This is a genomic window from Pseudomonas sp. NFACC13-1 (assembly GCF_900104425.1).
GTDB lineage: Bacteria > Pseudomonadota > Gammaproteobacteria > Pseudomonadales > Pseudomonadaceae > Aquipseudomonas > Aquipseudomonas fluorescens_AA.
Genome location: NZ_FMXV01000017.1, coordinates 52,161 through 72,960, shown reverse-complemented (window position 1 = coordinate 72,960; position 20,800 = coordinate 52,161). Strand labels below are relative to the sequence as shown.

The window sequence follows — 20,800 nt, the reverse complement described above, 5'->3', positions numbered from 1 at the left end:
TCGAGGTCAAGCTTTCGACAAATAACCGTAAGTATCCCGTAAGGGAAAACGCTCAACGATAGACGCGCATTTCATCCTGTCCCGTTGGAGCACCCCATGCATTTGCTGCGCTTAGCCGTTTCAACCATCCCGAACCTGATCATGCTCACTGCGCCCCCTTCAGCGCTGGCCGCACAGTCCTCCGAACCTGAAACTGCCGAACCGTCTTCGTCCTGGGGGCTGGGGGTCGGCGCAATCAGCAGCCAGCAGCCCTATACCGGCATCGATCGTGACAACAAGGCGATACCGCTGATCTACTTCGAGAACGAATACCTGCGGGTGTTCGGCCCAAACGCCGAGGTCAAGCTGTCGCAGCTCGAGATCAACGACGCCCAGCACATCGATTTCAGCCTCGTGGGCCAGTACGATTTCAGTGGCTATGATGCCGATGACTCGCGGGTTTTCGATGGCATGAACGACCGTAAAAACAGCTTCTGGGCCGGAGCCAAAGTGCAGTGGAACACCGCCTGGGTGGACGCCCACGCCGAGTGGCTGGCGGATGTATCGGGCAACAGCAAGGGACAGCGCTTCAACCTTGGCCTGGAGCGGACCTGGCGGTTCGACGATCGCATCACCCTCACGCCCCACGTGACGGCGATGTGGCAGGACAAGAAATACGTCGATTATTATTTTGGCGTGCGCGACAGTGAAGCCCGCATCGATCGCGCGGCCTATGATGGCAAGTCTGCCCTCAATACCGAATTTGGCGTCCGGGGAAACTACATGTTCGATAAGCACCACTCTGTGTTCCTCGATATCAAGGCGACCCGCTTCGCCAGCGAGATCAAGGACAGCCCGCTGGTAGATCGTTCTACCGAAAACAGCGCGCTGTTCGGCTACCTGTACCGCTTCTGATGAGCCGTATTCTGTTGGTCGAGGACCACGAACGCTTGGCCCGACTGGTCAGCACGGGATTGACGAACGCCGGGATCGCCGTCGATGTGATCAACCGCATGGACGGTGCCTGGGCGGCCATCCAGCGGGTGCCCTACCAGGCGCTGATCCTCGATCGCGGCTTGCCGGACGGCGACGGGCTGGTCTTGTTGAAGCGCCTGCGCAGCGCCGGGCTTGGCCTGCCGTGCCTGGTGCTCACGGCACGGGATGCCCTCCATGATCGGGTCCAGGGGCTCGATGCCGGTGCCGATGACTATCTGCCCAAGCCGTTTGCCATGGATGAAATGGTTGCCCGGGTGCGGGCTTTGCTGCGGCGCCCCGTGGACTGTCGGCCACTGGCCCCCAGCCACGGTGACCTGAGCCTGCAACCCGATACCGGCACTATGTGTTGTGCGAATGAAAGCATTACCCTGGCGCCGGCGGAAATGCAGATCATGTTGCTGCTGTTGCGCAAGCCTGGGGAAGTCGTCCGCCGCCCCAACATAGAGGCGGCGGGCTGGGGCTTGAGCGAGGCGGTCACGCCGAACGCCCTGGACGTGGCCCTGCACCGTATCCGCCGCAAGCTGCTTGCCATCGGCTCCCGCCAACGCATTGTCAACCTGCGAGGTCTCGGTTATGCGCTCCGCCAGGTCGACGTGGTTGAGTAGCCTCAGGTTCAAGGTGCTGCTGGCCTATATTGCCGGCGTGGCGCTGAGCATTCTGTTGATCGTGTCGGCGGCATTGGCCCTGGTCAGCTCACAGAGCGACATCCTGTCGGTCATGAACATGGCCGAGCGCACCCAGGAGCTGGCGGAGAAACTCCAGTTCAATGCTGGCGGGCGTCCGGCCGGATTCGATCCCAGCGAGGCGGATCGAATCTGGACCTTTGACAGCATGGGACAGGAGATCGGCTACCGTGTGCTGGATGCCTCGGCAAACGTGGCCCTGGCGTCCACCGACGCGACCTTCTGGCCGGCGAGTGCCTCGCTGCGCCTTTTGGAGCATGAACCGTTCAAGTTCGAGCGCCAGGGCATCTTGATGTACGGTGCCACCGCGCCAGTCGAACACGACGGCCAGACCTGGTTCCTGCAGCTTGCCGTCAGCGAACGGTTGATGGACCTCTTTCACGGGGCCTTCGCGCTGCCCTTCATGGGGGCCGGCATCGCCCTGTTCAGCCTGGTACTACTCTTCGTCTTTGGCGCCTGCGCCTATGTCATCCTGGGTTATACGCTCAAGCCCTTGCGCGAAGTGTCCGAGTCGGCCGCGGCCATTTCGCCTCGCTCGCTGCATTCGCGCTTGCAGGTCAGCAGCGTCCCGTCCGAAATCGTGCCACTGGTGGACAGTTTCAATCGGGTCCTCCAGCGCCTGGAAAATGGCTACCGGATCCAGCAGGAGTTTCTGGCGACAGCGGCGCACGAGCTGAAGACACCGCTGGCGCTGATACGCGCGCAGATCGAATTGATGGCAGACAGTCCTGGTCGCAACGCGCTGCTCAACGACGTGGCACACATGACCCGCCAAGCCCAGCAACTGCTGCTGTTGACCGAAGCCAGCGAGGCCCAGAACTATCGGTTTGCCGCGGTCGAACTGGCCGATGTCGCGAAGGAAGCCGCCGACTATCTACAGCGCATGGCCGAAGCCGTCGACGTGCGCCTGGTACTGGCCGAGGATTGCACGGGCGTTGCCCCCTGGCAGGCTGATCGCAGCGCCCTCTTCACCTTGCTGAAAAACCTGCTGGAGAACGCCCTTCAACACGCCCCTCGAGGCACCGAGGTGCGGGTGGAGATCGGCAGGGATCACCTGAGCGTACGCGATTGGGGCCCCGGCGTTGATCGGGAGCAACTGCCCCAACTGTTCGTGCGCTTCTGGCGCGGGGCCCATCGCCGCGACCATGGCGCCGGCCTGGGCCTGACGATCTGCCAGGAAATCACCCAGGCCCATGGCTGGACGCTTTCAGCCATGAGAGCGGAACCAGGCTTGCTGCTTCAGCTGTCTCGACGGGAGCACGCCAACGACCCCGCCCGGGCTTGAACAGCGCTGGGGTGAACCGGGTATCCGGCCTCAGGCGACCCCGCCGTCGGGCACCGCAAGGGGGTCGGCCTGGGACACGCGGCTTGGTCTGAAGGTCTCCGGCATCGCCAACAACAGGCCGAATGCCAGCGCGGCAATCGCCGCCAGGGTCAGGAACGCCGCGCTGTAGCCAGCCCCTTGCACCACGAAGCCGGCCAGGCTGTTGCTCAACGCGGCGCCGAGCCCGAACACCGTCGACAACACCCCGAGGCTGACGTTGAAGCGCCCGGTGCCCTGGGTCAGGTCCTTGACCACCAGGGGAAACAGCGCGCCAAACAGCCCGGCACCGATACCGTCCAGCAGTTGCACCGCCACCAACCAGTAGGGGTCGTCCGAGAGCACGTACAACACACCGCGGATGGGCAGGATCAGGAAGCCGGCCAACAGCAACGGCTTGCGGCCCCAGGCATCGGCCTTGACGCCCACCAGCCACGCCATGGGCACCATGACCAGTTGCGCCGCAACGATACAAGCCGACGTCAACGGCGTGGCCAGGTGCACATTGGCCTGGGCGAGCTTCTGGCTGACCAGCGGGAGCATCGCCGCGTTTGCCAGGTGGAACAGCCCGCAGCAAATGGCGAACAACAGCAGCGTACGGTTATCCAGCAGGACCCGCAGCGTCGAGGGTACAGGGCCGTGAACCAACTGCCCCGCCTCCAGGCCCCGGGCCACATCATGGTCGATGGCCTCGGCGGACACGCAACCGACCGCCACGATGCTGGCCAATGCCATGGCGGCCATCAGGTAGAACACCGCGATGGGACCGAACAGCCAGGCGAACCCACCCGCCAGCAGCGCGGCGCAGGCATTGCCCGCGTGATTGAATGTTTCATTGCGCCCCGTACGCCGTGTAAAAGCCTTGGCGCCGGTAATGCCCAGGGAAATCGCCGCGATAGCCGGCGCAAAGACTGACGCTGCCACGGCGCCGATGGCCTGGGTCAATGCCACCAGGCCAAAGGACGACGTGAACGGAAGTATCAGGCAACCCAGCGTCACCACCAAGGCGGCCACGGCCACCATGGCACGCTTGCCGCGCACCCGGTCGATCAGTGCGCCGGCGGGCGCCTGGGCGACGAGCCCGGCCATGGCCGCGACCGTCATCACCACGCCAATGCTGGCCGGGTCCCAGTGATGCACCGCCAGCAGGTAGATCGCCAGGTAAGGCCCCAAACCATCGCGCACATCCGCGAGGAAAAAATTCAGGCCATCCAGGGAAAGGTTGTTACGTCGCTCTCGGTTTCGATCCACAGCGGCCTCGACGGGGGCTTTGCCCAAAGGTGATTAGCGCCAAGGTGTGCGGCCACACAAGACGACACGGTCTGTTCCGTCCGCCACCCACGCGTCGTGACGGGACGCGTCATGATGTCGCAAAGCATCGATCCGAGCCACTGCGATGACCGCGGGGCCAAGGCGCTTGCCCCGTGGGATCAGGCAGCGGCGGCGGCGAGAAGTGCCCTACCAAAGAGCGATGTCGTAGGTAAAGTAGATCCGGTTGCTGTCACGGCCACGGGAAAAGTCCGAGCGATAGACGTAGTTTCGCAACTTCACCCCCAGCCCCTTGAACGTACCCTGCTGCACCACATAAGCGATCTCTGCGTCACGTTCCCACTCTTTGACCGTGGTGTTGGACTTACCGTCGTTACCGCTCAGGTAGCGGGTGGAGAACGTCAGGCCGGGCACACCGAGGCGAGCGAAATCGTAGCCATAACCGAGCATCCAGGTCTTCTCGTCTTCCTCGATGAACTTGCCGATCCCGACGTTGCTGAAGGAGTACACCGTGGCGCCGCTGATGTAAGGCAGGCCCGCCACGCCGCTGAGGGTCTGGTAACCGGCGCTCAGTGTGTGGCCGACCACGGCGTAGGACAGCGACCCGCTGAGCATGTCGTTGTCGACCTTGCCGCCGTAGGCCGACCCCGAATCGACGCTGTTGAAGTAGCGCAGGTCGCTGGTCAATACCCCGGCGCCCAGGGGCAGATCATGCTGGATGCCCACAAAGTTCTGTCGATAGAAATTCTCCAGCTCGCCATAGAAGTAGCTCAGGCGGATCTGCTTGCCCAGCTTGTAGTCGGCACCGGCATAGCTGAAGTCACCGGACTTATCGCCGCCGTAGCCGTCCGGCACGATGGGCATGCTGTCGCTCGAATCCCGCAGCTTGAAACGCTCCAGGTGCCCGCCGGTGACGGTGAGGTTGTCAATGTCATTGCTGCTGATCTGGGTGCCTTGGTAAGTCTGGGGCAACAGCCGCGCATCGTTGTAGACCAGCACCGGGGTCTTGGGCAGCAAGGTGCCGTATTTGAGCGTGGTCTTGGCCAACCGGGCCTTGGCGGTCATGCCCGCACTGGCGAACTCGTCGGCGGCGCGACCGTCGTCATGCACCGGCAGCAGGCCGGTGCCGCTGCGGCCACGCCCGGAGTCGAGCTTGACCCCGAGCAGGCCCAGGGCATCGATCCCGAAGCCGAGGGTGCCCGGCGTAAAGCCTGACTGGTAATCCAGCAGGAAGCCCTGGGCCCATTCGGTGCGCTCACTCTTGGCGGTCCTTGCCGCCCGGGCGCTCATACCGTGCTCGTCGCGGAAATTTTCGTTGAAGTAGACGTTGCGCAATTGCAGCTTCAGCTTGCTGTCATCGATGAAACCTTCGGCGCTGGCCGTGGCCAGGGGCAACAGGCCAAGGATTGGAAACAAAGCCCCGCGGGTCAGCAAAATGGTCATGTCTGGCTACTCGTTGTTGTTATTGGACGCGCACGCCTGCGCCCCCCCGCTTGCGGGGGCGTGCCAGGCAGGAAAACAAGGTTGTCGGGTGAATCAGGAAAACAGCGTCAGTGCCCCGGTCAGCAGGGCCAACGCGGTAATCACCAGGGAGGTGAGCACCGCCCATTTGACGGTGGCTTTCTGGAAGTCGCCCAAGTCGCGGTCGACCATGCCCACCAGCAACAGGGTCGAGGCCACCAGCGGGCTCATCAGGTGCACCGGCTGGCCGAGAATGGAGGCCCGGGCAATTTCCACCGGATCGATCCCGTAGGCAGCCGCGGCATTGGCCAGGATTGGCACGACACCGAAGTAGTAGGCATCGTTGGACAATACGAAGGTCAGCGGCATGCTGGTAATCGCCACCACCAGCGGGAACAGATGGCCCCAGGAAGGCGGAATCCAATCGACCAGGGTCTGTGCCAGGGCATCGACCATTTTCGTTCCGGAGAAGATCCCGGCGAAGATGCCCGCGGCAAACACCAGCAGGACCACGGTCATGGCGTTGCCCGAATGGGCGAGAATGCGTTCCTTCTGAATATCCAGCTGCGGATAGTTGATCATCAGCGCCAGGACGAAACCGATCAGGAACAGAATCGCCGAGTGCATGAGCCCCATCACCAGCGCGACCATCACCGCGACCACCAGCAGCAGGTTGACGTAGGCCAGTTTCGGGCGCTTGTGTGGCGTGTCCTCGATGATCGCGTTGATGTAGCAGTCACCGCCACCGCTTTGCAGCTGGACGTTGCCGATACGCTTGCGCTCGGCACGGCCCAGCAGGAAGGCCGTGAACACCACCCACATCGCACCGCCGATCATGGTCGGCAGCAACGGTACGAAATACTCACCGGCATCCAGGCCCAGCGCTGCGATCGCACGGGTCGCCGGGCCGCCCCAAGGGGTCATGCCGCTCATGATGCTCAAGGAGAGCATGGAAATGGTCGCCAGGATCATCGGGTTCATGCCGATGCGCTTGTACAGCGGCAGCATCGCGGCACAGGTGATCATGTAGGTCGTCGTACCGTCACCGTCCAGCGCCACCAACAGCGACAGCAGCGCGGTGCCCACGGCGATCTTCATCGGGTCGCCATTGACCCGTTTGAGGATCTTGCGGATCAGCGGGTCGAACAGACCGGCGTCGATCATCAGGCCGAAAAACAGGATCGCGAACAACAGCAGTGCCGCCGAGGGCGCAACCATTTTCAGGCCGTCCAGCATCATCTTGCCGGTGGTCCCGCCAAAGCCGCCGAGCACGGCGAAGACGATGGGCACTACCGTCAGGGCGACGATCGGGGACAAGCGTTTGGTCATTATCAGGAAGGTGAAGACCACCACCATGGCCAAGCCAAGTAAAGCGAGCATATGTCAGATCTCTTGTTGTTATGAGTAGCTTGGCAGACACCCAGGCGCACGCCCTCCCACCCGCCAGGCAACACGCTGAAGTGTGCCTGGCGCAGAGGTATCGAGTGAGCTTGCGCGGTGCTGTCGAGTCAGCCGTGAGCGGCTAGATGTGTTTGACGACCTTTGTGCCGTCCCAGCTCGAGTCCGTTGCCGGGGTCTGTGTCAGGACGGGTTTGCCGTCCAGGGTCTGCAACAGCACTTCGCGGTCACAGGCATTCTCCGAGAGGGAGATCACCACGGTGGCGACGGCATTGCTCGCCAGGCTGGTCAACGCCCGCGCTTCGGACATGAATCGGTCGATCCCGATCAATAGGGCCAGGCCCGCCAGGGGAATGTCGTGGATGACCGTCAAGGTCGAGGCCAGGGCGACAAACCCGCTGCCGGTCACACCCGCGGCCCCCTTTGACGACAGCAGCATGATCGCCAGCATGGTGATGACCTGGGTCAGCGTCAGGTCGATGTTGCAGGCCTGGGCAATGAAGATCGCCGCCAGCGACAGATAGATCGCCGTGCCGTCGAGGTTGAACGAGTAACCGGTCGGCAGCACCAGCCCCACGACCCCTTTCTTGCACCCCAGGGCCTGGAGTTTTTCCAACATCCGCGGCATTACCGGTTCGGTCGAGGACGTGCCGAGCACCACCAGGAACTCTTCACGCAGGTAACGCAACAGCTTCCACAGGCTGAAACCGTGGGCGCGGCAAAGGCTGCCCAACACCACGAAGACGAAGAAAGCGCAGGCGATGTACAAGGTCATGATCAACTTGGCCAGCGAGCCCAGCGACGTGATGCCGTACTGCCCTACCGTGAAGGCCAAGGCCCCGAAAGCGCCAATCGGAGCGAAACGCATCAGGTAGGAGAAAATCTTGAACACCATGTGCGAAGCCGATTCCAGGACCTCCAGCATAGGCTTGCCGCGCTCGCCCAGGGACGACAGGGCAAAACCGCAGAGCACCGCGATAAACAGCACCGGCAGCACCTCGCCTTTATTGAAGGCGCCGATGAAGGTGTCGGGAATGATGTGCATGAAGAAGTCCACCACGCTCAGTTTCGCGGCGGACTCGGTGTACTGCGACAACCCCTGGGTGCTCAACTGCGTCGGGTCGATGTTCATGCCCGCGCCGGGCTTGAACAGGTAGACCGACACCAGGCCGATGATCAGGCTAATCACCGTCAGCGCCAGGAACAACAGCAGGGTCTTGCTCAACAAGCGCCCCAGCGAGCGCTTGTCGCTCATACCGGCGATGCCCGTGACAATGGTGCAGAACACCACCGGCGCGATCATCATCTTGATCAGCTTGATGAAGGCATCGCCCAGCGGCTTCAAGGCAATTGCCTGTTGCGACCAGAAGTGCCCGACGACCACGCCCAGCAGCACGGCGCAGATGATCTGGAAGTAGAGCGATTTAACAACTTTCATGGCATCACCCATTTTTAGAATTGTTCTGATGCAAAAGACCCTGGCGGCCAGGGCTATCCGGCCAGACGTTGGGACGCCGTGGCGTAGACGTAACCCGAGAAAAGCCGGCGCGCGGTACGTACTACCGAAGCCCGGATGGTCTCACCCTTTTCACCGGTGTAGGACAGTACGACATCAATACCGCCGCTTGGGTGTTCGATCCGAACCTGTTGCAAGCGCGGTTTACTGACGTTGCCGAGCAACTGTGCAACGACGCTGCCTTCGGTTACGCACGCCGTGGCCAGGCCGATGGAGCCGGTGATCGCCAGGGCGCGGTGACAGTTGTGCGGCATGAAGTAGCGCACCTGGATCGTCCCACCAGACTTGGCCGGAGACACCAGCACCGGCTTGGGAATGACCTTGTCGCTGACATCACCCAGGCCCATCGCCAGGCCGGCTTTCAGCCGCAAGGACTCCAGCCGCTGCAGGAAGGCTTTATCGGCGTCCAGTTCGGCAGGGCTTTCGTCACCGCGTTTGCCGAGCTGGCTGGCCTCGACGATCATCATCGGCATCGCCATGTCGATGCAGGTCACCGGGATACCGTCGATCAGGTCCTGGGTCTGCCCGGTCGGGAAGAGTTTCCCCGTCTTGCTGCCCGCCGCATCGAGAAACGTCAGTTGTACCGGAGCGGCGGTGCCAGGCACGCCGTCGATGGCGGTATCGCCTTCATAGCTGACCTTGCCTTGCGGGGTTTGCACTTCGGCATTCACGAACGTCCCGGTGTTGAGGTTGCGAATGCGCACCCGGGTCAGGTCGCCGGAAGGCTTGACCAGCCCCTGCTCGATGGCAAAGGGGCCGACGGCGCAGAGCATGTTGCCGCAGTTGGGGGCGGTATCGACCCGACGCTGGGAAACCATGACCTGGACGAACAAATAATCGACATCCGCGTCTGGGTGCAGCGATGGGCTGACGATCGCCACTTTGCTGGTTTGTGGGCTGCCACCACCGATGCCGTCGATTTCCAGCTCGTGGCCGGAGCCCATCAGGTTGAGCAGCAGCTCGTCACGTTCGGCGATGGCGACCGGCAGATCCCAGGCGAGGAACACCGGGCCTTTGGACGTACCGCCGCGCATTAGCACACAAGGAATTCGCTGCATGTTCACTAACTCTTGTTGATCAATCTGAATAATTGATGCTCTGGACACAAGAGTGGCAAAATTTGAAAAGTGTTTCCAATGCAAAGATCAGAGAGATTATTGCGTTTCACAAATGAATTAATTTACGATGATTTGCACCGCGCATCCCCCTCTCCGGTGAGGTAGAACATGGAATATGAGCTCCAGGACATACGATCTTTCGTGAAAATCGCCGAACTGGGCAGTTTCCACGAAGCTGCCGATGCGCTGCATCTGTCACAACCGGCCCTGAGCCGACGGATGAAAAAACTCGAGGAAGGCCTGGGAACCGCTTTGCTTGATCGCACGACCCGCAAGGTCAGCCTGACGAGTGTCGGCCGTGACTTCCTGCCCAAGGCGCGGCGCCTGCTGGATGATTTCGACGACTCGATTCTCAACATCCGCGAGCTGGCGGAGCGACAGATCGGCCGGGTGACCTTGGCGTGCATCCCCACGGCGGCGTTCTATTTCCTGCCTTCGGTGATCCGCCTCTACAACGAGCGCTACCCGAAAATCCGCATCCGCCTGCTCGACCTCAGCGCCAACGAAGGGCTCGAAGCCGTGCTGCGCGGCGAAGCCGACTTCGGCATCAATATGATGAGCGGCCAGCACCCGGACATCGAATTCGTGCCCCTGGTCAACGAACCCTTTGTGCTGGCCTGCCGACGCGACCATGAACTGGCTGAACGCAGTGCGGTCACCTGGTCGGAACTCAGCGACTACCGGCTGATCGGGGTCGGGCGCCTGAGCGGCAACCGCATGCTGCTGGACCACGCGCTGTCGGGCCTGAGCTGGCGCCCGCAGTGGTTCTACGAAGTGCAGCACTTGTCTACGTCGCTGGGACTGGTAGAGGCCGGCCTGGGCGTGTCGGCGATGCCCAGCCTGGCCATGCCGGCCGGGGATCATCCAACCCTGGTCAGCGTGCCGCTGATCGAGCCGGTGGTAAACCGCTCCCTGGGCCTGGTTTACCGCCGGGGCGCATCGCTCTCCCCGGCCGCGGAGAAATTCGTCTCGATCCTGCTTGAGCAGTGGCCGCAATGAAGCGAGCGTCTCCAGGCCACCAACGCGGCGAGGCTGATCGAGGCGCCCAGCAGGCTGACTGCCATCCAGCCCCACAGCGCATAGACCTGGGTCGCGGCGGCCGCTCCCAGCGCGCTACCCACCGAGTAGAAACACATGTACGCACCGACCATGCGACTCTGGGCGTCGGGCCTCGCGGCGAAAATCAGGCTCTGGTTGGTGACGTGCACGGCTTGTACGGCGAAGTCGAGTAGCACCACGCCGCAGACCAGTGCGATCAGGGAGCTCTCGGTAAATGCGATGGGCAGCCAAGAGAACGTCAGGAGCCCCAGCGACAAACCGGTCACCCGTTGTCCAAAACCTTGATCGGCCCAACGACCGGCGCTTCTGGCCGCCAGGGCACCGGCGACACCCGCCAGGCCAAACAGGCCGATGGCCGTGTGTGAAAGTGACAGCGGCGCGGCGCTCAACGGCAGCACCATCGCAGTCCACAACACCGAAAAAGCGGCAAAGGTCAGCAAGGCCAGCAGGCCCCTGGTCCGTAGCACCGGCTCGGTCACGAACAGCACGAACAGTGAACGGATAAGCGCCAGGTAGGGCTGCCGGTGACGGGGCGACACAACGGCAGGCACCACGGCCCAGAACACTGCCGCGATGGTCAGCATCAAGCCCGAGGACACGAAATAAACCCCGCGCCAGCCCGCCAGGTCGGCGATCGCCCCGGAGGTAAACCGCGCCAGGAGAATCCCCAGGACAACGCCACTGGTGACGGTGCCCACGGTCTGTCCCCGTTGGGAGGGCGAGGACAGCACGGCGGCATAGGCCACCAGCACTTGGACGACCACCGCCAGCAACCCCATCACGACCATGGCGCCCAGCAAAGCCAACCAATGCTGGGCTGCGCCGACGGCCGCCAGCGCGATGGCAGACAACGCCAATTGCGCGAAAACCAGCCGTTTACGGTCGACCCTGTCCCCCAGCGGGACGATGAACAGCAACCCCAGCGCGTACCCCACCTGCGTGGCCGTCACCACCCCCCCGATCAATCCGGAAGCGACGCCCAAGCTCTCGGCCATCGAGGCAAGCAAGGGCTGGGCAAAGTAGACATTGGCGACGGCCAGTGCGCAGGTCACGGAAAACAATAACGTGAGCGACGGCGAAAGCCCCGATGACCCCGTGTAGGAGCTGCCGAAGGCTGCGATCTTTTGATCTTTCGCTTGGGACTCAAGCGTCGAGGGAAAGATCGTAGCCTCGCTTCGCTCGTCAGCTCCTACAGGCCGGCGAGAGCAAGCTCCCTCGCCACCCTGATTTCCCGAAGGCTGCTGGGTGAAACAGTCGGCCTCTGCTGTCATGCACGTCTCCTTGGCGCTAAACTGGTTTCAATTAAAAACCTGTATGGATTGTTGCTTGATCAGGTTTCAATTTGCAACCACAAAATTCCGGCCAACTTGGCAATGCTTTCCAGAGGGTCAATAAAATGGAAACCGCTTCATCGCAAAACAACGAATGCCCGGTCGCCAGGACACTGGATGTGATGGGTGATCGCTGGTCGCTGATGATCATCCGCGACGCATTCGACGACATCCGTCGATTCAGCGAATTTCAAAAGAGCCTGGGCGTGGCCAAGAACATTCTGGCTTCGCGACTCAAAGCCTTGGTCGAGGCCGGCGTATTCGACATTCGACCCGCCTCGGATGGGAGCGCCTACAAGGAGTACGTCCTGACAGAGAAAGGCCGGGAGATCTTTCCGGTGGTGGTCAGCCTGCGGCAGTGGGGCGAACGTTTCCTGTTCGAGCCGGGGGAAACCCGTTCCGTGCTGTTGGACAACGCGTCCGGGCAAGCGCTCATGCCGATGGAGGTGCGCTCGGCAAGCGGTCAAAAACTCGGGCCGACCGATTGCCACAGGGTGAGGCTCATGACCGACGACCTGACGTGAGCGTTTTTTATCCCTGCAAAACCAGGGACATGTCCGGGTACCTGGCACACATGAAATCGACAAAGGCCCGCACCTTTGGCGCAGCAAGTCGCCGGGACGTGTGCAAGACCCAGAGTTCGGCTTCTTTCCCCGATACCGTGCCCCACTGGACCAATTCGCCACTGGCCAACTGGCTCCATGCCATCGACTGCGGGATAAGGGCCGCCCCTCCACCGGCGATGGCCGCATCGCGGATCATCAGGAACGAAGAGAACCGCAGCCTGGGGATCGGTTCCAGGACCAAGTGGCCGCCGTCCAGTGTCCACTGGGTGGGCTCGAAACCGGACGCCACAATGCCGGGAACCGAGCGGATGGCGCCGGGTGCAGGCATCGGCAGTTCAGGGGCGGCCACCACCACCAGCCGGTCCTTGGCGAAACAGCGACCGACCAAATCGCTGTCCGGGCCGGGGTTGATCCGGATGGCGACATCGAATTGCTCCTCGACGAGATCGACCACGCGGTCCTCCGCAATGACCTCGATCGTGACGTCAGGGTAAGCCGCGCAAAACGCTGCGCCGATGCGTCCCATCGCAAGCTGCGAGAACAGGACCGGAGCCGCGACACGCAAGCGTCCGCGCGGCGTCGATACACCCTCCTTCGCCGCCGCCATGGCTTCGGCCACCTCGGCCAACGGCCCTTCGGCCCTGGCCATCAGCAGCGCACCGGCCTCGGTGAGCTTCAGGCCGCGGGCGCTGCGTTCGATCAGCCGGACCCCCAATTGCTCCTCGAGGTCGGCGATGCGGCGCGACAAGGTCGCCTTGGATATTCCGCTGGCACGGCTTGCCTTGCCCAACCCCTCGTTCGTGGCCACGAGGGTGAAATCGATCAGTGCGTTCAGGTTCATGGTGTTCCACTTTTGCAACGGAGTGTCTACATCCTGGTGTCTTCGATTTATTCCTGCAACACCCTATCGTTTCTCCATCGCAACGGGCCGACAAGGTCCTAGCGGACTTTCTAACTCATCCACCCTTTGCAGGAGATTCAAAATGAGCATTCTCGTTACCGGTGCCACGGGCACCCTCGGTTCACTCATCATTCAACGCCTCGCCAACGCAGGCGCCGAGGTCAAGGCCCTCGTGCGCCAGCCGGGCAAGGGCAGTTTCCCGGTGGGCGTCACTGAAGTCGTCGCCGACCTCACCGACGTCCCTTCGCTGCGCAGCGCACTGGCATCGGTGCGTACGCTGTTCCTGCTCAACGCCGTGACGCCCGACGAGGTGACACAAGCCCTCATCACCTTGAACCTCGCTCGCGAAGCCAGCATCGAGCGCATCGTCTACCTGTCAGTGATCCATGCCGACAAGTTCACCTACGTGCCGCACTTCACCGGCAAGCACACGGTCGAGCGCATGATCGAAAGCCTCGACATCCCGGCGACCATCCTGCGCCCGGCTTACTTCATGCAAAACGAATTCATGGTCCGGCAGACGATTCAGGATTACTCGGTGTACCCGATGCCGATCGGCTCGGCGGGCGTGTCGATGATCGATACCCGGGACATCGCCGATATCGCCGCTGCCGAGTTGCTGCGTCGCGACAAGGCACCTTCGGCCCTGGACCGGGTCACCCTGGAATTGGTCGGCCCGCACGCACTGACCGGTACCGCCGTGGCGAAAATCTGGAGCGCCGCCCTGGGTCGCGAGATCGCCTACGGCGGTGACGATGTGGTCGCCTTCGAAGCACAGTTGGCTGCGCATGGCCCTGCCTGGCTGGCTTATGACATGTGCTTGATGATGTCCGGTATCCAGACGTTTGGCATGCAGGCCGCTGAAGGCACCGTGGAACGGCTCCAGGCGATTCTTGGACGCCCGCTGCGCACCTATGAAGACTTCGTTCGCGAGGCTGTCGCAGGGGTTTAAATCCCTGGGGCGAGGGAGCGGGTTCGAATCATTCAGAGAGGCCTACTCCTCCGCGGGCCTCATATGAAAGATCGTATAGGGCAGAATCAACGTATCGGCCACGACACTGAAAGGCAGGTCAACGATTGCAAACGGTGCCAACGCGCGAGAATACACATCGTTATCGTTCGTCGAGCCCTTGATGATCTCGATATCGGTAGCTGCACCGCAGTACGGATGAAGGCCGCACATTTGCCCCATGCCAAAGGTTTCGTTGGCCGTCGCGCATCCCGCCAGCAGCGCCATCGTCAAAGCCAATACCACGATCCGCATGACGCGCGCTCCCCTGCAAAGACGGGACTGTAGCATCGATGGCGGACGACCTGTAGGGGTGAAGACTGTTGCCACTGAAGACTGTTGCCCCAGAAACAGCGGCTCGGTTGTTGCCTGGGCAACAGCCATTCAACAATTCATCCGCCAGACCAACAGTTACGCCCCCTCCCTTCCCCGCGAAGCCCAGTAAACGCTGGGCTTTTCGCGTTGGTACGGCCCTTGCTCAAGCCTATGTACCTCGATCAACAGTCCAACAGGAACACCTAGGATGAGCACTCCACTGAAAGTCGTCGCCGTCTCCGGCGGTACCGCCCGCCCCTCGCGCACACTGGCATTGACCGAAGCCATCCTGGGCGAGCTCGGTCAGCATCTGGTCATCGACACCCACTTGATCGAACTGGGCAACATCGCCCGTCCGTTGGGCAGTGCGCTGTGGCGCAAGGAGCTTCCGGAAACCGTCGAGCACGAACTGCGCCTGATCGAGTCTGCCGATTTGCTGGTGGTGGCCGCGCCGGTCTATCGCGGCACCTATCCGGGCCTGTTCAAGCATTTGTTCGATCTGGTCGGCCAGGACGCCCTGATCAACACGCCGGTACTGCTGGCCGCCACCGGTGGCAGCGAACGCCATGCCCTGGTCCTCGATCACCAGTTGCGCCCGCTGTTCAGCTTCTTCCAGTCGCTCACCCTGCCCATCGGCGTGTACGCCAGCGAGACCGATTTTGCCGACTACCGCATCGTCAATGCGACCTTGCAGTCGCGCATCGAGCTGGCGGCCGCACGCGCCGCTCGCCTGTTTGCCGGCCAGGCGCACGCCTTGCGCAAGATCGCCTGAGGAGCCCGCATGAATCACGATTGCATCTGCCTGGAAGGCGTTTTTGCGAGGGACATCGCATGAGAATCCAACCACAACCCACCGTGCTGACGCCGCTGCAGACCGCCCGCCGCCTGGCTGCGGAGTTCGCCGAAACCGCCGTCGAGCGCGACGAGGCCGGCGGCACGCCCAAACTGCAACGCGATGCCATACGCCAGAGCGGTCTGCTGGCCTTGAGCATTCCCACCCAGTTCGGTGGTCTCGGGGCCAGTTGGAGCGAAACCCTTGGCGTGGTGCGCGAGTTCGCCAAGGTGGACAGTTCCATCGCCCACGTCTTCGGTTTTCAGCACCTGATGCTGGCCACCGTGCGCCTGTTCTCGCGTCCCGATCAGTGGCAACCCTGGTTCGAACAGACTGCCCGCAAGAACTGGTTCTGGGGCAACGCGCTGAACCCACTGGACACCCGTACCGTGGTCAAGACCTTCGACGGCTGGCGCGAATTCTCCGGCAAGAAGAGCTTCTGCTCCGGTGCCAGCGACTCGGAAATGCTGATCGCCTCGGCCATCGACGAAAGCGCTGGCGGCAAACTGCTGATCGCCGCGATCCCCAGTGGCCGCACCGGCATCACCCTGCACGGCGATTGGGACAATATGGGCCAACGCCAGACCGACAGCGGCAGTGCCACTTTCGAACGGGTGCGGGTAGAAGAGAACGAATTGCTGCTCGACCCCGGCCCCTTGAGTACGCCCTTCGCCTGCCTGCGTCCGCTGATCGCGCAATTGCATTTCTCCCACATCTTCCTCGGTATTGCCGAAGGCGCCTTGGAAGAAGCCCGGCACTACACCCTCAAGGAAGGCCGTCCGTGGTTCCGTTCCAAGGCCCAGCATGTCAGTGAAGACCCTTATGTGTTGCGCCACTACGGCGAGTTCTGGGTCGGCCTGGAAAGTGTGCGACTGCTGGTGGAACGCGCCGCCGACCAGTTGGATGAGGCCTGGCACAAGGGCCACGCCCTGGGTGCCGAAGAACGCGCCCAACTGGCGCTGTCCATCGCCACCGCCAAAGTCGCCGCCGTACGCACCGGCCTGGATATCTGTAGCCGCCTGTTCGAAGTCACCGGCGCCCGCGCCACCCATGCTTCGCTGCGCCTCGACCGCCATTGGCGCAACCTGCGCACCCAGAGCCTGCACGACCCCGTGGATTACAAACTCCACGAACTGGGTGAATGGGCACTGAACCAGACGCGCCCCACCCCCTCCTTCTACTCATAGGGATGCCCATGCAACTGCTGACTCTCCCCCCTTCGCCGACACTGGCTACCTCGATCCGGGCGACCGCACAGGTCTTCGAAGACCCTAGATCGCAGGCGCTGCTCGCCCACGTGCAACAGGTCGCCCCCAGCGAGGCCAGCGTCCTGATCATTGGCGAGACCGGCACGGGCAAGGAGCTGGTCGCACGTCACATCCACAACCTCAGCGGCCGTCGCGCCGGGCCCTTCGTCGCCGTCAACTGCGGGGCTTTTTCCGAATCGCTGGTGGAGGCGGAGCTGTTCGGCCACGAGAAAGGTGCCTTCACCGGCGCCCTCACCGCCAAGGCCGGCTGGTTCGAGGAAGCCAACGGCGGCACACTGTTCCTCGACGAGATCGGCGACCTGCCGATGGCCATCCAGGTCAAGCTGCTGCGGGTGCTGCAGGAGCGCGAGGTGGTGCGCCTGGGCTCGCGCAAGAGCATCCCGATCAACGTGCGCGTGGTCGCTGCCACCAACGTGCAGCTGGACAAGGCCATCGGCGCCGGCCACTTCCGCGAAGACCTGTACTACCGCCTCGACGTGGTCAGCCTGCAACTCTATCCGTTGCGTGAACGGCCCGGCGACATCCTGCCGCTGACCCGTCACTTCATCAAGACCTACTGCAACCGCCTGGGCTACGGCGAAGTGCGCCTGACCTCCGGAGCCGAGCGCAAACTGGCGGGCTACAGCTGGCCGGGCAACATCCGCGAACTGGAGAACGTCATCCACCACACCCTGCTGGTGTGCCGCAACGGTCTGGTGCAGGAAGACGACTTGCGCTTGTCGTCCCTGCGCATCGAGCGCCAGGAGCCACCGCAGGCCGCCCTCGGCGAGAGCGCCGACGAACAACTGCTGCGCACGTTCCACCGGTTGTTCGAAGAACAGGCTGGCGGCCTCCACGAGAAGGTCGAAGACAGCCTGCTGCGCGCCGCCTACCGCTTCTGCCACTGCAACCAGGTGCGCACCGCCAGCTTGCTGGGCCTGAGTCGCAACGTCACGCGAGCACGCCTGATCGCCATTGGCGAGTTGGTGGTCAATCGACGTCGCCCGGACACCCACACACGCCCGGATCGGGCGCTGCAACTGTCGATCTGAGCACACTAAAACCAGGCGATGCGGCGCCCCCGTGGGTGACCGACAACGCCCCAACATGCCAAGCGTTGCGATGCCGGAAGGGCCCATGCGCCCTTCCATACGCCCAACCGCACAAGGATCAAACCCCATGAGCCTGGATATTTTCTGGTTCCTTCCCACCTCCGGCGACACTCGTTACCTGGGACACTCCGACAGTGGCCGACCGGCGACCAATGCCTACATGCGCCAGATCGCCGTGGCCGCCGATCAGCTCGGCTACGATGGCCTGCTGATCCCCACCGGGGCCAGCTGCCTGGATCCCTGGGTGACCGCCGCCAGCCTGGTTCCGGTGACCCAGCGCATCAAGCTGCTGGTGGCGCTGCGCACCTCGCTGGGCAACCCCACGGCGTCGGCGCGCCAGGCCGCCAGCCTGGACCAGGCCAGTGGTGGCCGCCTGCTGCTCAACGTCGTACCCGGCGGCGACGCCACCGAACTGGAAGCCGACGGTGTGTTCCTCACGCACGACGAGCGCTATGCCGCCTCCGACGAATTCCTGACCATTTGGCGCCGCCTGCTCCAGGGCGAAACCGTCGACTTCGACGGCAAGCACCTGAAAGTGCGTGGCGCCCAGAACTTCTTCCCGCCCGTACAACACCCCCACCCGCCGCTGTACTTCGGCGGTTCATCAGAGGCCGCCCACGAATTGGCAGCCAAGCATGTCGATGCCTACCTGACCTGGGGCGAACCGCCGGCGGCCGTGGCCGAGAAGATCGCCGATGTGCGCGCTCGTGCCGCCAGGCATGGCCGCAGCGTGCGCTTCGGCGTGCGCCTGCACGTGATCGTGCGGGAAACCAGCGCAGCCGCCTGGGCCGCTGCCGACGAGTTGATCAGCCACCTCGACGACGCCACCATCGCCGCCGCCCAGGCCAACTACGTCAAGATGGATTCCGAAGGCCAGCGGCGCATGGCCGCGTTGCACGGCGGCGACCGCAACAGGCTGGAAGTGGCGCCCAATCTCTGGGCCGGTGTCGGCCTGGTGCGCGGCGGTGCCGGTACGGCACTGGTCGGCGATCCGGAAACCGTCGCCGCCCGCCTGCTCGAATACGCCGACCTGGGCGTCGACAGCTTCGTCCTCTCGGGTTACCCGCACCTGGAAGAGGCCTACCGCTTCGCCGAACTGGTGTTCCCGTTGTTACCGGGCAAAAGCAAGGTCACCGTGGAGGGCGCCTTCACTGGCGGCGCCTTCGACGTTCGCGCCGGCAAGGAGAAAGTCGCATGAATGTCATCGACCTGCGTTGTCGCCCGGCTTACCTGCACCCATTCTTCGGCGGGGTCCCGGGCTCGCCCGAACACGCCGTGGCGCGCTGGCTCAACCGGCGCGTCGGCACTCGCGGCCCGGACGATCACTTCGAACGTTCGCTGACACCGGAGGGTTTTCTCGCCGAGGTGCGTGACGCCGGGCTGGACAAAGCCGTGGTGGTGGGCCGCCACACACCGAGCCAGCACCTGCCGAATGAGCGCATCCACGAAATCGTTCGGGGTCACGACGAGCTGATCGGCATCGGCTCGGTAGAGCCGGTGCTACAAGGAATCGAAGGCGCCCTGGCGGAAATAGACCGGGCGATCGATCACTTGGGCCTGGCCGGCATCGACCTGGAACCGGGCTTCGCCGAGCCGGCCCGGCACCCCGACGATGCGCTGTACTGGCCGCTCTACGAACACCTGCAAAAGCGCGGTATCCCGTTGTTCCTGATGAGTGGGCCGACCACCCCGGACCCGAGCTACAACGACCCGGCACGCCTGGCGGCCGTAGCCCGTGCGTTCCCGGACCTGACGATCGTCGTCTACCACGGCTACTGGCCCAACGTGCAACAGGCCCTCGGCGTTGCTTTCCGCTTTGAAAACATTCACCTGGTGCCGGACATGTACCTGTTCCAGCCGGGCAGCGAGGGTTACGTGCAAGCGGCCAACGGCTACCTGGCCGACCAGTTGCTGTTCGGCTCGTCCTACACCTTCCGACCGATCCGTCAAAGCATCGAAGACGCCCTGCAACTGGGGTTGAAAGACGAGGTGTTGGAGAAGTTCTTCCACGGCAATGCCAGGCGGCTGTTTGCGTTGACCTGAGCCGACCAGACAACCTGGACCTTGTGGCGAGGGGATTTATCCCCGCTGGACTGCGAAGCAGTCCCTCTCAACCGGCCTGACACACCGCGTGCCCAGTCTTTAGGGCCGCTTCGCGCCCCTGCGGGGATAAATCCCCTCGCCACAGGAACTTCCTCGACAGCCACATCGCCTCAACACAGCCAGATCTGCTCAATCCGGGAGTGGACACTACGTCCCGCCATTCACTGCCCCCACCCCCAATAGCGATCAGATCGACTCAAGCCTGCCCTCCTTGTCCGTCGGCCAACGCGGCACCGTTGAGGTAGTGGTCGCCCAGCAACCGGCGCTGGGTCAGCAAGGCCGGTTCGGCGCTGTGTGGCAGGGGCCGCGGCAGGCTGCGGCCGGCCAGTTCGAAGTACACGTCACCCGCCAGGCGCGCCGCCTCGGCGGCAGCCAAGCGAAAGGCAATGGCGGCCGACTGGGACTCATCGGCGTACTCCAGCAAGGCGTCAGCAGCGTCGATGCGGATGCGCAGTTCGCCGACGGCGGCAATCACCAGCGCTTCGTGACGGGCACTTTGCGCACGCAGATAGTCGATCAGCGCAGCCTCGACATGCCGAGCATGGGCCAGGTCGCTACGGCCGGGGGAATGTAAGTTGGACATG

20 protein-coding genes are annotated in these 20,800 nt (G+C 63.1%); 11 read left to right on the top strand and 9 right to left on the bottom strand.

Annotation, left to right across the window (positions count from 1 at the left end):
• The first annotated feature begins 96 nt into the window (after window positions 1-96).
• Genes BLQ55_RS20260 through BLQ55_RS20250 form a run of 3 tightly spaced genes read left to right on the top strand, consistent with a single transcriptional unit; the run spans window position 97 to window position 2,943 of the window.
• Entirely contained in the window at window positions 97-894 is a 798-nt protein-coding gene (locus tag BLQ55_RS20260; RefSeq protein ID WP_092256320.1) for a MipA/OmpV family protein, read from the top strand.
• Window positions 894-1,580 (top strand): response regulator transcription factor, encoded by a 687-nt coding sequence (locus BLQ55_RS20255; RefSeq protein WP_092256317.1) that lies wholly within the window; start codon window positions 894-896, stop codon window positions 1,578-1,580. The genes BLQ55_RS20260 and BLQ55_RS20255 overlap by 1 nt, the downstream gene beginning before the upstream one ends.
• A complete protein-coding gene (locus tag BLQ55_RS20250; RefSeq protein WP_256326621.1) occupies window positions 1,573-2,943 on the top strand; it encodes a sensor histidine kinase in 1,371 nt (456 codons plus the stop codon). The genes BLQ55_RS20255 and BLQ55_RS20250 overlap by 8 nt, the downstream gene beginning before the upstream one ends.
• Window positions 2,944-2,973: 30 nt before the next feature.
• Here BLQ55_RS20250 and BLQ55_RS20245 read toward each other — a convergent pair whose 3' ends face one another.
• From BLQ55_RS20245 to BLQ55_RS20225, 5 genes are all read right to left on the bottom strand, one after another.
• Complete coding sequence (locus BLQ55_RS20245) at window positions 2,974-4,230, bottom strand: MFS transporter (RefSeq protein WP_092256451.1); 1,257 nt, start codon at window positions 4,228-4,230, stop codon at window positions 2,974-2,976.
• A 207-nt stretch (window positions 4,231-4,437) separates the two neighbouring features.
• On the bottom strand, window positions 4,438-5,691 hold the full coding sequence (locus BLQ55_RS20240) for an OprD family porin (RefSeq protein WP_092256311.1): 1,254 nt from the start codon (window positions 5,689-5,691) through the stop codon (window positions 4,438-4,440).
• Between the two features lie 93 nt (window positions 5,692-5,784).
• Entirely contained in the window at window positions 5,785-7,089 is a 1,305-nt protein-coding gene (locus BLQ55_RS20235) for a CitMHS family transporter (protein WP_060742757.1), read from the bottom strand.
• 142 nt (window positions 7,090-7,231) lie between these two features.
• Complete coding sequence (gene dctA, locus BLQ55_RS20230) at window positions 7,232-8,557, bottom strand: C4-dicarboxylate transporter DctA (RefSeq protein WP_092256308.1); 1,326 nt, start codon at window positions 8,555-8,557, stop codon at window positions 7,232-7,234.
• Window positions 8,558-8,598: 41 nt separating this feature from the next.
• Window positions 8,599-9,681 (bottom strand): 4-oxalomesaconate tautomerase, encoded by a 1,083-nt coding sequence (locus BLQ55_RS20225; RefSeq protein WP_092256305.1) that lies wholly within the window; start codon window positions 9,679-9,681, stop codon window positions 8,599-8,601.
• Between the two features lie 168 nt (window positions 9,682-9,849).
• On the opposite strand from BLQ55_RS20225, the gene BLQ55_RS20220 reads away from it, so the two are divergent.
• Window positions 9,850-10,740 carry a LysR family transcriptional regulator gene (locus tag BLQ55_RS20220; protein WP_003200706.1) on the top strand — a complete coding sequence of 297 codons (891 nt, stop codon included), beginning with the start codon at window positions 9,850-9,852 and terminating at the stop codon, window positions 10,738-10,740.
• Here BLQ55_RS20220 and BLQ55_RS20215 read toward each other — a convergent pair.
• Window positions 10,665-12,071, bottom strand: a complete 1,407-nt coding sequence (locus BLQ55_RS20215) for an MFS transporter (RefSeq protein WP_371128545.1) — start codon at window positions 12,069-12,071, stop codon at window positions 10,665-10,667. The genes BLQ55_RS20220 and BLQ55_RS20215 overlap by 76 nt on opposite strands.
• 125 nt (window positions 12,072-12,196) lie before the next feature.
• Here BLQ55_RS20215 and BLQ55_RS20210 point away from each other — a divergent pair, with 125 nt between their 5' ends.
• On the top strand, window positions 12,197-12,655 hold the full coding sequence (locus BLQ55_RS20210; RefSeq protein WP_072405025.1) for a winged helix-turn-helix transcriptional regulator: 459 nt from the start codon (window positions 12,197-12,199) through the stop codon (window positions 12,653-12,655).
• A gap of 7 nt (window positions 12,656-12,662) precedes the next feature.
• Here BLQ55_RS20210 and BLQ55_RS20205 read toward each other — a convergent pair whose 3' ends face one another.
• Entirely contained in the window at window positions 12,663-13,538 is an 876-nt protein-coding gene (locus tag BLQ55_RS20205; RefSeq protein WP_092203578.1) for a LysR family transcriptional regulator, read from the bottom strand.
• 142 nt (window positions 13,539-13,680) lie between these two features.
• Here BLQ55_RS20205 and BLQ55_RS20200 point away from each other — a divergent pair, with 142 nt between their 5' ends.
• Window positions 13,681-14,550, top strand: a complete 870-nt coding sequence (locus BLQ55_RS20200) for an NmrA/HSCARG family protein (protein ID WP_092256302.1) — start codon at window positions 13,681-13,683, stop codon at window positions 14,548-14,550.
• Between the two features lie 42 nt (window positions 14,551-14,592).
• On the opposite strand, the gene BLQ55_RS20195 is transcribed toward BLQ55_RS20200, so the two are convergent.
• Entirely contained in the window at window positions 14,593-14,991 is a 399-nt protein-coding gene (locus tag BLQ55_RS20195) for a YceK/YidQ family lipoprotein (protein WP_256326619.1), read from the bottom strand.
• Between the two features lie 139 nt (window positions 14,992-15,130).
• On the opposite strand from BLQ55_RS20195, the gene msuE reads away from it, so the two are divergent.
• The 5 genes from msuE (at window position 15,131) to BLQ55_RS20170 (ending at window position 20,156) form a co-directional block, all read left to right on the top strand.
• Window positions 15,131-15,694, top strand: coding sequence for an FMN reductase (gene msuE / locus BLQ55_RS20190; protein ID WP_092203573.1), 564 nt, complete (start codon window positions 15,131-15,133; stop codon window positions 15,692-15,694).
• 59 nt (window positions 15,695-15,753) lie between these two features.
• Window positions 15,754-16,941, top strand: coding sequence for an acyl-CoA dehydrogenase family protein (locus BLQ55_RS20185; RefSeq protein ID WP_092203571.1), 1,188 nt, complete (start codon window positions 15,754-15,756; stop codon window positions 16,939-16,941).
• Between the two features lie 8 nt (window positions 16,942-16,949).
• Window positions 16,950-18,053, top strand: coding sequence for a sigma-54 interaction domain-containing protein (locus tag BLQ55_RS20180; protein ID WP_092256295.1), 1,104 nt, complete (start codon window positions 16,950-16,952; stop codon window positions 18,051-18,053).
• Window positions 18,054-18,180: 127 nt separating this feature from the next.
• Window positions 18,181-19,311 (top strand): FMNH2-dependent alkanesulfonate monooxygenase, encoded by a 1,131-nt coding sequence (gene ssuD / locus BLQ55_RS20175; RefSeq protein WP_092203567.1) that lies wholly within the window; start codon window positions 18,181-18,183, stop codon window positions 19,309-19,311.
• The gene (locus BLQ55_RS20170; protein WP_092203565.1) at window positions 19,308-20,156 is read left to right on the top strand and encodes an amidohydrolase family protein; all 849 of its coding nucleotides are present in this window, start codon (window positions 19,308-19,310) and stop codon (window positions 20,154-20,156) included. The genes ssuD and BLQ55_RS20170 overlap by 4 nt, the downstream gene beginning before the upstream one ends.
• Window positions 20,157-20,412: 256 nt before the next feature.
• On the opposite strand, the gene BLQ55_RS20165 is transcribed toward BLQ55_RS20170, so the two are convergent.
• The gene (locus BLQ55_RS20165) at window positions 20,413-20,799 is read right to left on the bottom strand and encodes a hypothetical protein (RefSeq protein WP_092203563.1); all 387 of its coding nucleotides are present in this window, start codon (window positions 20,797-20,799) and stop codon (window positions 20,413-20,415) included.
• Window position 20,800 lies beyond the last annotated feature (1 nt).

What these genes read in the sequence shown, in the direction of transcription:
- BLQ55_RS20260 (WP_092256320.1), top strand. Translation starts at nt 97, where the DNA reads ATGCATTTGCTGCGCTTAGCCGTTTCAACCATCCCGAACCTGATCATG.
- BLQ55_RS20255 (WP_092256317.1), top strand. Translation starts at nt 894, where the DNA reads ATGAGCCGTATTCTGTTGGTCGAGGACCACGAACGCTTGGCCCGACTG.
- BLQ55_RS20240 (WP_092256311.1), bottom strand. Translation starts at nt 5,691, where the DNA reads ATGACCATTTTGCTGACCCGCGGGGCTTTGTTTCCAATCCTTGGCCTG.
- BLQ55_RS20235 (WP_060742757.1), bottom strand. Translation starts at nt 7,089, where the DNA reads ATGCTCGCTTTACTTGGCTTGGCCATGGTGGTGGTCTTCACCTTCCTG.
- dctA (WP_092256308.1), bottom strand. Translation starts at nt 8,557, where the DNA reads ATGGGTGATGCCATGAAAGTTGTTAAATCGCTCTACTTCCAGATCATC.
- BLQ55_RS20225 (WP_092256305.1), bottom strand. Translation starts at nt 9,681, where the DNA reads ATGCAGCGAATTCCTTGTGTGCTAATGCGCGGCGGTACGTCCAAAGGC.
- BLQ55_RS20220 (WP_003200706.1), top strand. Translation starts at nt 9,850, where the DNA reads ATGGAATATGAGCTCCAGGACATACGATCTTTCGTGAAAATCGCCGAA.
- BLQ55_RS20215 (WP_371128545.1), bottom strand. Translation starts at nt 12,071, where the DNA reads ATGACAGCAGAGGCCGACTGTTTCACCCAGCAGCCTTCGGGAAATCAG.
- BLQ55_RS20210 (WP_072405025.1), top strand. Translation starts at nt 12,197, where the DNA reads ATGGAAACCGCTTCATCGCAAAACAACGAATGCCCGGTCGCCAGGACA.
- BLQ55_RS20205 (WP_092203578.1), bottom strand. Translation starts at nt 13,538, where the DNA reads ATGAACCTGAACGCACTGATCGATTTCACCCTCGTGGCCACGAACGAG.
- BLQ55_RS20200 (WP_092256302.1), top strand. Translation starts at nt 13,681, where the DNA reads ATGAGCATTCTCGTTACCGGTGCCACGGGCACCCTCGGTTCACTCATC.
- BLQ55_RS20195 (WP_256326619.1), bottom strand. Translation starts at nt 14,991, where the DNA reads ATGGCTGTTGCCCAGGCAACAACCGAGCCGCTGTTTCTGGGGCAACAG.
- msuE (WP_092203573.1), top strand. Translation starts at nt 15,131, where the DNA reads ATGAGCACTCCACTGAAAGTCGTCGCCGTCTCCGGCGGTACCGCCCGC.
- BLQ55_RS20185 (WP_092203571.1), top strand. Translation starts at nt 15,754, where the DNA reads ATGAGAATCCAACCACAACCCACCGTGCTGACGCCGCTGCAGACCGCC.
- BLQ55_RS20180 (WP_092256295.1), top strand. Translation starts at nt 16,950, where the DNA reads ATGCAACTGCTGACTCTCCCCCCTTCGCCGACACTGGCTACCTCGATC.
- ssuD (WP_092203567.1), top strand. Translation starts at nt 18,181, where the DNA reads ATGAGCCTGGATATTTTCTGGTTCCTTCCCACCTCCGGCGACACTCGT.
- BLQ55_RS20170 (WP_092203565.1), top strand. Translation starts at nt 19,308, where the DNA reads ATGAATGTCATCGACCTGCGTTGTCGCCCGGCTTACCTGCACCCATTC.
- BLQ55_RS20165 (WP_092203563.1), bottom strand. Translation starts at nt 20,799, where the DNA reads ATGTCCAACTTACATTCCCCCGGCCGTAGCGACCTGGCCCATGCTCGG.